Origin of the sequence: Dechloromonas denitrificans (assembly GCF_001551835.1) — a bacterium.
Classification (GTDB): Bacteria; Pseudomonadota; Gammaproteobacteria; order Burkholderiales; family Rhodocyclaceae; genus Azonexus; species Azonexus denitrificans.
Window position 1 is genome coordinate 71,274 of the sequence record NZ_LODL01000019.1, and the last position, 11,403, is coordinate 82,676.

Annotated in this window: 13 protein-coding genes; all 13 read right to left on the reverse strand. The window is 62.1% G+C overall.

The window, feature by feature from the left end; genetic code table 11:
- Positions 1 to 65 precede the first annotated feature (65 nt).
- The 13 genes from AT959_RS08140 to AT959_RS08200 all read right to left on the reverse strand — a co-directional run bounded on the left by AT959_RS08140 (position 66) and on the right by AT959_RS08200 (position 11,229).
- Positions 66 to 932 carry a MaoC/PaaZ C-terminal domain-containing protein gene (locus AT959_RS08140; protein WP_066882486.1) on the reverse strand — a complete coding sequence of 289 codons (867 nt, stop codon included), beginning with the start codon at positions 930 to 932 and terminating at the stop codon, positions 66 to 68.
- Positions 929 to 1,690: an alpha/beta fold hydrolase gene (locus AT959_RS08145; protein WP_066882488.1), complete on the reverse strand. Its 762-nt coding sequence runs from the start codon at positions 1,688 to 1,690 to the stop codon at positions 929 to 931. The genes AT959_RS08140 and AT959_RS08145 overlap by 4 nt, the downstream gene beginning before the upstream one ends.
- A complete protein-coding gene (locus AT959_RS08150; RefSeq protein WP_066882490.1) occupies positions 1,687 to 2,721 on the reverse strand; it encodes a M14 family zinc carboxypeptidase in 1,035 nt (344 codons plus the stop codon). The genes AT959_RS08145 and AT959_RS08150 overlap by 4 nt, the downstream gene beginning before the upstream one ends.
- A gap of 344 nt (positions 2,722 to 3,065) precedes the next feature.
- Positions 3,066 to 3,572, reverse strand: coding sequence for a TlpA family protein disulfide reductase (locus tag AT959_RS08155; protein WP_066882492.1), 507 nt, complete (start codon positions 3,570 to 3,572; stop codon positions 3,066 to 3,068).
- Positions 3,569 to 4,396 carry an ABC transporter permease gene (locus AT959_RS08160; protein ID WP_066882494.1) on the reverse strand — a complete coding sequence of 276 codons (828 nt, stop codon included), beginning with the start codon at positions 4,394 to 4,396 and terminating at the stop codon, positions 3,569 to 3,571. Before AT959_RS08160 ends, AT959_RS08155 begins: the two co-directional genes overlap by 4 nt.
- On the reverse strand, positions 4,397 to 4,882 hold the full coding sequence (locus tag AT959_RS08165; protein ID WP_066882496.1) for a hypothetical protein: 486 nt from the start codon (positions 4,880 to 4,882) through the stop codon (positions 4,397 to 4,399).
- Between the two features lie 2 nt (positions 4,883 to 4,884).
- Positions 4,885 to 5,742 carry an ABC transporter ATP-binding protein gene (locus AT959_RS08170; protein ID WP_066882498.1) on the reverse strand — a complete coding sequence of 286 codons (858 nt, stop codon included), beginning with the start codon at positions 5,740 to 5,742 and terminating at the stop codon, positions 4,885 to 4,887.
- Between the two features lie 104 nt (positions 5,743 to 5,846).
- Positions 5,847 to 6,812, reverse strand: coding sequence for a NapH/MauN family ferredoxin-type protein (locus AT959_RS08175; protein ID WP_066882500.1), 966 nt, complete (start codon positions 6,810 to 6,812; stop codon positions 5,847 to 5,849).
- Between the two features lies 1 nt (position 6,813).
- Positions 6,814 to 7,662 carry a 4Fe-4S dicluster domain-containing protein gene (locus AT959_RS08180; protein ID WP_066882502.1) on the reverse strand — a complete coding sequence of 283 codons (849 nt, stop codon included), beginning with the start codon at positions 7,660 to 7,662 and terminating at the stop codon, positions 6,814 to 6,816.
- Complete coding sequence (gene nosD, locus AT959_RS08185) at positions 7,659 to 9,023, reverse strand: nitrous oxide reductase family maturation protein NosD (RefSeq protein ID WP_066882504.1); 1,365 nt, start codon at positions 9,021 to 9,023, stop codon at positions 7,659 to 7,661. The genes AT959_RS08180 and nosD overlap by 4 nt, the downstream gene beginning before the upstream one ends.
- A 4-nt stretch (positions 9,024 to 9,027) precedes the next feature.
- A complete protein-coding gene (locus tag AT959_RS08190; RefSeq protein WP_066882506.1) occupies positions 9,028 to 10,002 on the reverse strand; it encodes a hypothetical protein in 975 nt (324 codons plus the stop codon).
- 81 nt (positions 10,003 to 10,083) lie between these two features.
- Positions 10,084 to 10,821 (reverse strand): c-type cytochrome, encoded by a 738-nt coding sequence (locus AT959_RS08195; RefSeq protein ID WP_066882508.1) that lies wholly within the window; start codon positions 10,819 to 10,821, stop codon positions 10,084 to 10,086.
- Between the two features lie 111 nt (positions 10,822 to 10,932).
- Entirely contained in the window at positions 10,933 to 11,229 is a 297-nt protein-coding gene (locus AT959_RS08200) for a c-type cytochrome (RefSeq protein WP_240481785.1), read from the reverse strand.
- Positions 11,230 to 11,403: the final 174 nt, after the last annotated feature.

The following is an 11,403-nucleotide window of genomic DNA, read 5'->3' on the forward strand; positions in this document are numbered from 1 at the left end:
TAAGCGTCGATGCGGAATCCCGGAATTACCGGCTCGGCATGTGCGGATTTCCGCACCTGTGCGGCTCATGCCAGGGCGGCTTGCCAGAGGCCCTTGACTGCGATTCGCTGTTCTTTCGGTAGAAAAACACTGTAGCTGCCGTGCGTGGCGTCGACTACCTCGCAGCCGAAGATGGCCCGGGCCGGCAGGTGGATCGGGTACTGGAAAGTGGCGCTAATCGCCAGCAGGGGCCGAGCGGTTTCGGCTTCGATACAGGCGGTGGCGCGGGCGACGGAATACATGCCATGGGCAATTGCCCCACGGAAGCCAAGGCGTCGGGCCAGCAGCGACGACAGGTGGATCGGGTTGTAGTCGCCAGAGAGCAGGGCGTAGCGTCGAATCTGCGACGGCTCGAATGACCAGGCGAGCGCCGGCAGGGAGGCCGGCATTTTTTCGGGCTCGATATGGAGGGAGGGTGTCAGGCGGCGGCTTTTCGGTAGCCGGTATTCGCTGCTACCGGACAATACACAGCGGCCAAGCTGGCTCATTTCGAAACCGAAAGTGAGGGTCGGTGCCTTGCCTGTACTGGCTTGCGGCCCCAACGAGACCGCTATCGTCAGGCCGAAATCCATGCGCGGCACGGCATGCAGGCGCAAGTCGTTGCCGGTGTGGATGAGGCCGGGAATGGCATGGGGGAAGCGTCGATCCAGCATCAAGGCCAGTTGGGCGCGTTGGGCCAGCAGATAGAAATAGCTTAGGGGTAGCCTGGAATGGCGGAAATCGAAGAGTCGGCAGTAGCTCGCAGCATGCTTGGGGTCGATGCCGGCGACTGCAAAGTGACGGGAAAGCCCGTCCTGAAGCGGCGGGGCTGCCGGGCGGCGCCATAGCCCGGCCAGGCTGCCGACGAGCAAGGCCGGCAGGGTGGGGAGCGCCGCTGGCCGAGGTGGCGTCATGCCGTTCGGCTCAGTTTTTCGTGCCAGCACCGGATCTGGCTGGCTACCCATGCACCGTCGTCGAGCGGCAGGTCGTGCCCGGCCGTTGGATGTTCGGCAAAAGCGACATTCCAGAGCCGTGCCAACTGGCGCGAACAAGCGGGGTTGACCAGACTATCCTGCGCACTGCCCAGAACCAGCATGGGGGGGGCAGGCTTGTGCAAGGGCGCCCGATAGCGGGCGGCGGCCAGCAACTGGCGCCAGGCATTGCCTGGCGAAACCGGGTTTTGCCGGGCGTAAACTGCCCACTCGGCCTGCTTTTCCGGCCGTTCTGGCTGGCTGCTGGTCAGGCGCAATATGGTTTTTTCCCGGCAGGAGGCATCACCTTGTCCCAATAACATCGGCAGGAGGGATGGATAGTTGCGTGGTCTGAGGCGGTGATAAAAGGGACTGAAGGGGCGCAGGCTGGTGTTGATCAGCACACAGCCGGCCAGTTCTGCCGGGTGGCGATTCGCCCAGTCGATGGCGACCATGGCACCGAGCGACATCGCCAGCAGGAAATAGGGCGGGTCGATGCCGCGCTCGCCCAGTTGGGTACGACAGTGTTCCGCCATCGCCAGCACCTGCGGCGGGCTGGCCTGCGCATGCAGGCTGCCGTTGCCCGGCAGGTCGATGCAGCAGACCGTGGCGCCGCTGCACTCACGCTGCAGGGTTTCCGGAAAATCTCCCCAATGCCGGCACTCGCGGGTCAGGCCGCGCAACAGAATCCAGGTGCTCAAGGGATGGCCTTCCGGTACCAGTGCTGCAAGGCGTGTTCGCGGTAAAGCGCGCGCTGGTCGTCGCCCGGCAGCCAGTGCTGGTAACTGCAGGCGGCCCGGACCAGGAAGTCCAGCCAGGAAACATGCCGGCGCAAAACCCGCTGCTGCCGATGATCGATCAGTGGGTTGAAAATGCCGTGCCGGGAAAACAGTTGCCGTGGGTTTTTCTTGACCCACAGCCAGGAGCCCATTTCCAGGGTGAGCGGCAGAAAGACCCGCCCCGGCGCCGAACTGAGGCGCTGGTACAGGTAGTCCCAGAGGTCGCCATGCGCCAGGTACTGGCGGCTTTGCGGCTCGAAGACATAACGATGGTTGGGATGCGTCTGGTCGTAGATTTCCTTCAGCGCATGCATCTCCGGCAAGTGGGCAATCGGCGTCGTGGTGTGGGCATAGGGAAACCAGATCCGGTCATTGATGCCGAACCCGGAGTGGCAATCGATTGCGAGGCCGAAGGGGCGGCCGGAGAACTCTTGGTGCACGACGGTGCACACCGCCTGGTTCTCCTGTTCCATCGGGGCGTTTGCCGGCCCCCGGTACCAGGGCAGGCGGGAACTGATGCGTTGCCCGCCGAACAGGAAGGGCACCCTTTCCTCAGCCTCCAGCGGCGCGTTGCGCATCAGGTCGACACCATTCGGGTTGGCCCGGGTGCCGCGCCACATGCCGCCGGGATTGATGATGGGCATGAAGACCAGGCGCACCGATTCCAGTTGCCGGTGCAGCCCGCTGTCCCAGGGCAGGCGTCGGACCAGGTTGTTCAGATAGGCGAGAACGACCGCGGTGCCGATCCTCTCCAGGCCGTGAAAGCCACCGAAAAAACCGACCACCGGCAGTGTTGGATCGGGATTGCCCAGGGTGATTACCTGTACCGGAAATTCCTGCTTGCCGAGACATACCGCGCAGGCTTCATAGGTTTGGAGATGGTTGCCGCCTTGCCGGATGATGGCTTCCAGTTCGAGCAGTTCATTGAGGCCTGAATCGGCTACGTCTCGCAATTCCGGAGCACCTTGGGCGAAGAGTTTGGGCAGGCCCTAATGGCTGGGCGATTCCCCAGCAGCAGGGCTGACATGCCGGCTTAACATTTCGGCGTTATGGTAAGGGCCAAGCCCCGTGCTTGAAGATGAAATTTTCATGACAATGCCTCGCTTGCAGCGACGCCTGCTGCAGCGGGTAATTTCCGGCCGTCGATCTGCCGGGCAGGAGAATGCGAATGCACGCCAGACTGCGGAGAATGCTTACCCACCCCGTTCTTGCCCTGGGCAGTACGCTGTTTTGGGGTGTCGTTGAATTGGTCGCCCTGAACCGTCCACCGCGTTCCGGGCGGTGAGCGCCGGCCGGCTCAGTTCTTCAGCAGCAGCGCGGCAGCGGCGTCGAGATCGGCCTTCCGGATCAGGCCCATCTTTTTCTGGACGACCTGACCGTTGCGGTCGATGAACAGCGTGTAGGGCAGGCCGCCCTTGCTGTTGCCCAGCGCCTGCATCAGCGGAATGCCTTTTTCCTTGGCGATCAGCACCGGGTAGTCCATCTCGTAGGCCTTGGCGAATTCCTTGGCCGGTTCCGCCTTGTCCTCGATGCCGATGCCGAGGACTTCGATCTTGCCCTTGTGGCTGGCGCGGAACTTGATCAGTTCGGGGATCTCGGCACGGCAAGGGCCACACCAGCGGGCCCAGAAATTGACCACCAGTGGCTTGCCCTTGTAGCGCTCGAGCGCCACTGGCTTGTCGTCGAGATCGCTCAATGTGGCGGCGAACAACGGGCCGGAGGCCGGCAGTTCATCGGCTACGGACGGTCCTGCGGTCAACGTCGCAAAAAGGGCAAAAACCAGGGTAGGCAGAAGTTTTTTCAAGGCAGGTCGCCGCGACGGAACAGGAAGTAACCGATGGTAGCACTGAGCAGGCCGAGCGCTGCCGGGTAGGCCAGGGCGAAGATCTTGTAGCCCTCGGCGCCGAACAGGTCGAGGATGACGTAGGCCGAGGGGCCGAGCACGATCAGTTGCGGGTCGAAGAGGGCCAGTGCGGCGGTCCGGAAAACCTGCAGCGGATTGGCCAGGGCGAGGGTGACGGCGATTTCCGGCGAGACCTTGCCCTGGATCATGACGCCGAGCAGGATCAGGTCGAGGAAGAGCAGGAAGGTCAGCCAGACCAGGAAGGCGGCGCCTTGTGCCATGTCGGTGCTGCGGGCGATGGCCGAGATCAGCATGCCGATGCCGAGAAAGCACATGGCCATCACGGCGAGCAGGGCGGTGTAGTAGCCGAAGATGTTCCACGGCACTTCGATGCCCTGCACGGTCGCCCAGCCGACGGCGCCGAGCATGGCAAGGAAGACCGGCGCGAAGACGACGATGTAGCGGCCGACGATCTTGCCCCAGAACCAGGCGGACAGCGAGACCGGCAGCGAGAGCAGGTATTCGAAGACGCCGGCCTCGCGGTCGCCGGCTACCGAGCGGACCGTGGTGATCAGCACGAAGATCGGCAGGATGGCCATGGTCAGCTGGATATAGGTGACCAGTAGGCGGGAGAGGCCGATGAAGCCGAGCACGCGCGATTCGGTCAGGCCGAACAGGAAGAGCAGGGCGACGATGCCGCCGAAGATCAGGGTGTAGATCTGGAACCAGCGGGCGCGCAGCGATTCGACGATATCCAGTTTGGCGGTGAGCCACAGTTGCTTCATTTACTTTCCTTTGGCGAGCACATGCTGGCGCATGCTCTCAAAATCCAGGCTGCCCATCTGCGGATAGACGACGGCGCCGAAGTTGTAGCCCATCGGGGAGCTGCGGGTAACGAAATGCGCCTTGCGCGGGTCCAGCCAGTTCACGTCCTTGCCCTTGCCGGCTGAATCGGCCACCCACATGCGGGTGGCGGCCTCGGCCAGCCACGGGTATTTCTGCAGGTTTTCGCGAATCCAGAAGGTCATGCAGCCGATGTCATCGAACTTGATCACCATGTCCTTCGGGCCGCCGCGAATTTCCGCCGCGAAGCGCCGGTCGGAGATGACCATGCTGCAGCGCGGGCAGTTTTCGCGGTCCCACTTGATCTCGGCCATGCCTTCCGGCCAGCCGTCTTTCTGGCAGCCGGAGAGGGCGGCGGCGAGCGGCGTCAGCAACAGACCGCCGAGACCCAGGCGGCCGATGAACCGGCGGCGATGCGGGTCGCACATGCTCAGTTGTCCGCTTCGGCCAGCGACAGGTCGCCGACCAGCGCGGTGTAGCGGGAAATGATGCCGAGGAAGCGCAGGCGGTCGGGGCCGGCGATGCTGCCGGTCCAGGTCAGGCTGTCGTCGCTGCAGCTGATGTTCCAGCCGTCGAGTGCCTTGGCGAACGCCGGTTCGAAGCGCTTGAGGACGACCCGGCAGGCCAGCGTCGCGGTCATCGACACCGCATCGGCCACCTGGTCGTCGAGGACGACCTTGCCCATGTCCATTTCGATGACGCGATTGACCAGCGCCGAAACCTCGTCGAGCCGGTGGCTGGAGATGATCATCGTCGCATCGTCGAGGCGTTCGGCCAGCAGGTCGAAGAAGATCTTGCGCGCTTCCGGGTCGAGGTTGGCGGCCGGTTCGTCCATCACCAGCACCTTGGCGTCGCGGCCGAGGGCGATGGAAATCAGCAGCTTCTGCTTCATGCCGCCAGAAAGGCGGACGAATTGCCGGGTCAGGATGTTTTCGACATCGAGGCCGAGGCGTTTGGCAATGGCATGAATGCGCTGCGGGTCGGTGCCGCACAGCGAGGCGGAAAAGTCGATCAGCTGGCCGACCGGCATTTTCAGCGGCGGCGGCAACTGCGGCACGAAGCCGATGCTGCCCAGCACTTCGGTACGGTTGCTGCGCGGATCGAGGCCGTTGATGGCGACCGCGCCGTCATGCGTGTATTCGCCGAGCAGGCAGCGGATCAGGGTGGTTTTGCCGGCCCCGTTGGAGCCGATCAGGGCGACACGTTCGCCGAGTCCGATATTGAGGCTGATGCCATCGAGGACACGGGCACGGCGGAATGTCTTGGCGACGTTGTTGAACTGGATCATGGGCGCGATTATAGGGAGGCTGCTGCGGTCGACATTGAATTTCGATCAAAAATCCGCAAGGTGTTTTGCCTTGCCAGGCCTGCCATTGGGCAGGCCGGGGCGGCTCAGAGCAGTTTGGACAGCCCTTTGACTTCGTAGCGCAAGGCGCCGGTCGGGCAGACGTCGATGCACAGGCCGCAGCGCGTGCAATCCGGGCCGAGGCCCATCGTTTCCTCGCTGGCCCGGCCCTTGACGGTGACGTCGAGGACATGCGGCACCAGGCAGACCTTGCGGCAGTCGCCTTCGTGGAAGCAGTGCTCGACGAGATAGCTGACCTGCAGCGGGGAAATCGCCCCGACCGCACCGTAGGTCAGGCCGATCGGGCAGACGTAGCGGCACCAGGCGCGGCGCGAATAGAAGATCTCGAAGAGCAGCAGCAGGCCGACCCAGCCGAGGGCCAGGCCGGGGCCGTAGATCAGCGCCCGGGACAGGATGCCGGTCGGCGACAGCGTTTCGAAGACGGTGTAGCCGGTGACGATGGACATCAGGCCGAAGAGCAGCCAGAACACCGTGCGCGTGCCGCGGTGGAATTCGTGATCGGTGACGATCTTTTTCTCGACCAGTTTCAGGTGCAGGGCTTCCGTCCATTCCGCCAGCAGGTGGTAAGGGCAGACCCAGGAACAGAAAGTTCGGCCACCGAGCAATACCCAGATCAGGAAGACGGTAAAAGTGCCGATGAACAGGTTAACGATGATGTGCTTGTGGGCGAGCATCACCTGCAGTGCCGAATTGAGGTCGATCAGGTGAAAGCCGACGAAGCGCGAGGCGGTCAGCGAACCTTCGAGAATCTGGATGTCGAGCCAGAAAGAGAGCACGAACAGCAGATTGACGGCGAGCAGCACGGCCCAGCGGCGATTGCGCCACTTGTGGCTGATCGCATGGTGCTCACGGGCGTGCAGCTTTTCCTTGATATAGCGATCCTTGTCCTCGTACTTGAGGAACATGATCTTTTGCACCTTGTCGGCAACCTTCTCGGGTTTTTTCGGGGCAGCGCCCAGCATGCCCATGAACAGTTCGGTAAAGCGGCTCATATCAGGCTTTCCAGGGGGCGCGGGCATCGACGACGATGGCGGCCGGTTCGGCCGGGCAGATCATCTCGCAGACGCCGCAGCCGACGCAGGGTTCGAGGACGACCGGCGTCATCCGTTCGACGCCGTCGGCACCCTTGATCGGGCGCAGTTCAAGGGCGTTCTTGACCGGACAGGCCTGGACGCAGAGGTCGCACAGCTCAAGGTCGTAGGGGTGGTCGCGGATCGGGATCGGTTTCCAGCGGTCCACGTCCATGTAGCGCATTTTTCCCGTGAAGGCGGCGCCCCGCGTCTGCCCCTTGAAGGGCTTGCCCTGCACGGCCAGACAAGATTCCGGCCGGGCCAGGCGGGCAACGCCGATGCGTTCCTTCAGGTTGAGCGTGCTTTCGGCATCCTTTTCCTTCGCTTTCAGGATCGGGGCGGCGGCCAGCTTGGCGCCATCGCTGATCTTGAGGAAGTCCGGCTTCTTGTAGGTCAGCGAGCCGGTCGGGCAGGCCAGGACGCACTGTACGGCATCGCAGGAAAAATCGCAGGCTTGCTCGCGGGCATCGATGTAGGGCACCCCGACGCCAAAGCCGTCGTTCAGGTCGCCGAGCTTGATCGCCTGCACCGGGCAGACCTGCACGCACTGGCCGCATTTGATGCACGAGGAAAGGAAGTCGGATTCGTTGAGGGCGCCGGGCGGGCGCAGACGCGGCGTCTTGGCGCTGCTGACCGGGATGTAGCCGAGCAAGGACAAACCGATCACCCCGCCGGCCAGACCGAGCGATTGCAGAAACTTGCGCCGGGCCTTCTGGGCCTTTTCAATCGACATCGCCGGTTTTTTCGGCTTTTGCGGGGTGGGAGTGTTCATGATAGTGCCGCCCTTGCTGGCTTGATGAAGCGTGGCTGTTCGTCGCGCAGGATCAGGTCGGGAGTGGAGAATGGCGCCAGTCGTTCGAGGAAGTCGAGCAATTCCATGACCGGCGAACTGCGGAAGAAACGGGCTACCGGCATTTCCATCCAGATCTGGTCAGCGTAGGCGTAGAGGTCGTGCTTCTGGTCGCCGATACCATCGCCGTTGCGGTCGAAGCCCTGGAAGTCGTCCCAGTAATTGCCTTGCCAGAAATTGCGGGGGTTATTGTTGTTGTCGCCGCGTCCACCGTAGGTGACCTGGGTCAGGTTGCCCTCGAAGACATTGTCGATCATGTTGTTGCCGCCGGTTTCGCTGTTGAACAGGATGCCGATGCCGTTATAGGCAAAGCGGTTACCGCGAATCTCGATCGTGCTTTCCGGCTGGAACGGCGAGAGGTCGGAACCGATGCCGATGCCACAGTAAATGATCTCATTGTTTTCGATGACGGTGCCGGACGCTTCCTTGAAGCCGATGCCCATGCCGGTGGCGCCGGTGGCGTGGGAAATGACGTTGTTGCGGACGGCACCGCCTTCGGTGTACATGAAATAGACGCCGACCGCGTTGTCGTAGAACTGGTTGCGTTCGACGATGTTGTCGTTGGCGAACATGAAATGGATCGAGTAGCGGCTGCGCCGACCCAGATTGTCGCGGAAGACGTTCTTGTTCGAATACCAGGCGACCATGTCGCGCGAGTCGATGATCTGGTTCTTCTCGACGATGTTGTCGTGGCTGTACCAGAGGCGCAGGCCGTCGCCGCGGACGCCGAGTTCGCGATCCTTGGAGCGGATGGTGTTGCCGCGGATCAGGTTGTTGTTCGACTGCTTGAAATCGAAGCCGAACAGGCAGTTGTCGAGCTTCAGGTCTTCGATGACGTTGTTGTGGCCGCGCACATCGAGGCAGGAGTCGTCGGTGTCGTGCGAGTCGCCTGAGCCGGTCAGGCGCAGGCCACGCAGCACCGAGTTGCTGGCGTTCAGTGCCATCACCGTGCCCTTGTCGCCGGCATCGATGGTGACCTGGCCGCCGCCTTCGATGATCAGCGGCTTGTTGATGACGACCGGGCCGGCATAGACGCCCGGTGGGGGCTTCAGCACCGAGCCGGCCGGGGCCTTGTCGACCAGGTCCTGGAAGGGGCGCAGGCCATGCACCCGCTTGTCTCGCTCATGCAGCATGTAGGTCGGCTTCGGGCGGTCGATATCGACCCGAGGCTGGCCGCCCATGTCGGCATTGTCGTCACGTTGCTGCACCGAGTTGCCGATCTGGCAGGCAAGGAGAAGGGCCGTCGCCAGACCGGCCCGGGTTACCAGAGAACGCTTTGACACCGAACTACTCCGCAGCGCCTTCGCGCAGTTGTTTGCGGCGAATCAGCAGGGCCAGCATCATGCAGATGAAAATGACCAGCAGCAGACCATAGCCCCAGTACGGGTAGGAGAAGGTCGAGAACTGCGCGACCTTGCCTTCGCCGAAAACGGTGGGCATGAAAGGCTTGACGGTGAAGGCGCCCCACGGGTGCAGGTTGTGGCCGAAGAACCACAGCCAGCCGGCGTAGGTGATCACGAAAAAGACCGGGAGCAGGGCCGGGACCAGCGCCAGCAGCAACTGGAAGGGGCGCAGCAGGGCGACGCCGCCGATGACCACTCCCATGACGGCGATCAAACCGAAGATGACGACTTGCGAAATGTTGCGCACATTGTCGCCCCAGGCCTTGATCCGTTCCGGGTCGCGGAAGAAGGTGCCGGATTCCTGCATGTAGGCCTGGACATGGCTTTCGAGGTGGCCCATGACGAACTGGTCGACCAGCATCCAGGCGGCGACGGCGGCGAAGCCTGCGGTCAACGTGGCCAGACGGGCCTTTTTCTTGGGCAGCGTGAAGGCCAGCATCATCACTGCGAAGAAGCCGAAGAAGAATTTGGCGAGCGGCTTTTCGACCGGGGCGCCGGTGGCGATCGGGAACATGCCGACGTAGTGATTGATGGTGTTCATTTCATGAACGCAATCGAGACCTTCGGCGCCCTTGTCGACGTTTTTCTTGGCATCGAGCACCGGGTTGTAGCGCTCGTCGTCGTGCGCCAGATCCTTCTGGATGATCTCGTTGGCCATCCGGGTGCCCTTGCCGGCCGCCTTGCAGCCGTTATAGACACCGTCGAAGTGGAAGTGAATGCGGATGCCGTCCGGGAAGGCATCTTCGGGGTAATTCGGGGCGGTCAGCGAAACCCACCAGATCGGGGCAAAGTAGGCGGCAATCAGGCAGACCAGCGAAATGAAGGTCAGGCCACCGATGATTTTGTTTTGTTTTTCCATGTTGCTGCTCTCTGTTCGATACATCCGGCCGGGGGCCGGGAATGGTTGCCTGAAGGAGCTCCAGGCAACCAGGTTGCCACTTTACTTCTTCTTGGTAGCTGCAGCGCCGGCCTTCGGCTTGCACATGTTGCCCGGCATGACCAGGCTGGACTGGTAGGCGGAAATCGCGACCAGCTGGTCATTGGTGTAGGGCTTGATGACCTTGACCATGTCCGGGTTGGCATTGCGGCGGTGACCGTCGCGAATTTCGGTCATCTGGCGCAGCAGGTACTTGTAGTGCTGGCCGGCGATCACCGGGTAGAACTTGGCTTTCTCGCCTTCACCATTCTTGCCGTGGCACTCCAGACACTGCTTTTCGTACAGTTCCTTGCCCTTGGCGATCTGCATCGCGGCATCCGGGCCTTCGTACTTGCCGTGCTCGATGGGGATGCACAGGCTTTCGATGTAGGACGAAACGTCAGCCAGTTCCTGCGGGTCGGTCAGGGTGGCGGCGAACGGGTACATCGTCGGGTTGTCGCGCAGACCGGCGCGGATGTCGGCCATCTGCTTGATCAGCACCGTGGTGTGCTGGCCGGCGAGCTGCGGGAAGGTGCCATCCGGGCGACCGGCGCCGGAGGGCAGGTGGCAGGCGCCGCAGACTTCATAGGCTTCCTGGCCGTTCTTCTTGTCGCCCTTGAGCTTCAGGGCTTCAATCTTTTCGCCTTCCTGGGCATTCCATTTGTAATCCTTCGACTCAATACCGCCCTGATGCGGGGCCGGTGGGCCGGCAAAGGCAACGCCAGCGGAGAGAAGTGCAACCAGCAACAATGATTTTTTCATGTCTGTATTCCTTTTACGGTCGATGATCCGAAACGGTTGATGAATTCTCCGTCATCGAATATCAGCATTCCTTGATGTGTGTCAGAAGCCCGGTATGCGGGCTTTTCCAGCTTATTTCAGCTTGGCGAGGTAGTCGGCGATGGCCTTGATTTCCTCGTCATTGACGAGGTGCATGACGCCCTTCATCGCGGCGGTCTGGCCGTTGTTGCGGGCGCCGCTCTTGATGTCCTTCATCTGGGCTTCGAGGTAGGCGGCATTCTGGCCGGCAACCTTCGGATAGTTCGGCATCAGCGGCTTGTCGCCCTTCGGACCGTGGCAGGCGTTACAGGTCTTTTCGGCGTACAGCTTGGCGCCATCCGGAGCCGCCATGGCAGAGCCGGCGGCAAGTGCTGCGATTGCAAAAAACATTACAGTTTTCATGGGTTTACCCTCCATTTTACGTGGATGGCTAGGTTAGCCCAGCCATCCACTTACTTTAATGAGCCAAATCAATATTCAAGGCTACTTGACCTTCTTGGCGCCGTTCTGCTCGAGGTAGGTCTTGGCGCGGAGGCCGATGTCGGCGGCCTTGACCTGGTACTG

Excerpts from the sequence above, each read along its gene's own strand:
- AT959_RS08180 (WP_066882502.1), bottom strand. The coding sequence starts at position 7,662 with ATGAACACTCCCACCCCGCAAAAGCCGAAAAAACCGGCGATGTCGATT.
- AT959_RS08165 (WP_066882496.1), bottom strand. The coding sequence starts at position 4,882 with ATGTGCGACCCGCATCGCCGCCGGTTCATCGGCCGCCTGGGTCTCGGC.
- AT959_RS08195 (WP_066882508.1), bottom strand. The coding sequence starts at position 10,821 with ATGAAAAAATCATTGTTGCTGGTTGCACTTCTCTCCGCTGGCGTTGCC.
- AT959_RS08200 (WP_240481785.1), bottom strand. The coding sequence starts at position 11,229 with ATGTTTTTTGCAATCGCAGCACTTGCCGCCGGCTCTGCCATGGCGGCT.
- AT959_RS08190 (WP_066882506.1), bottom strand. The coding sequence starts at position 10,002 with ATGGAAAAACAAAACAAAATCATCGGTGGCCTGACCTTCATTTCGCTG.
- AT959_RS08140 (WP_066882486.1), bottom strand. The coding sequence starts at position 932 with ATGACGCCACCTCGGCCAGCGGCGCTCCCCACCCTGCCGGCCTTGCTC.
- AT959_RS08170 (WP_066882498.1), bottom strand. The coding sequence starts at position 5,742 with ATGATCCAGTTCAACAACGTCGCCAAGACATTCCGCCGTGCCCGTGTC.
- AT959_RS08160 (WP_066882494.1), bottom strand. The coding sequence starts at position 4,396 with ATGAAGCAACTGTGGCTCACCGCCAAACTGGATATCGTCGAATCGCTG.
- AT959_RS08175 (WP_066882500.1), bottom strand. The coding sequence starts at position 6,812 with ATGAGCCGCTTTACCGAACTGTTCATGGGCATGCTGGGCGCTGCCCCG.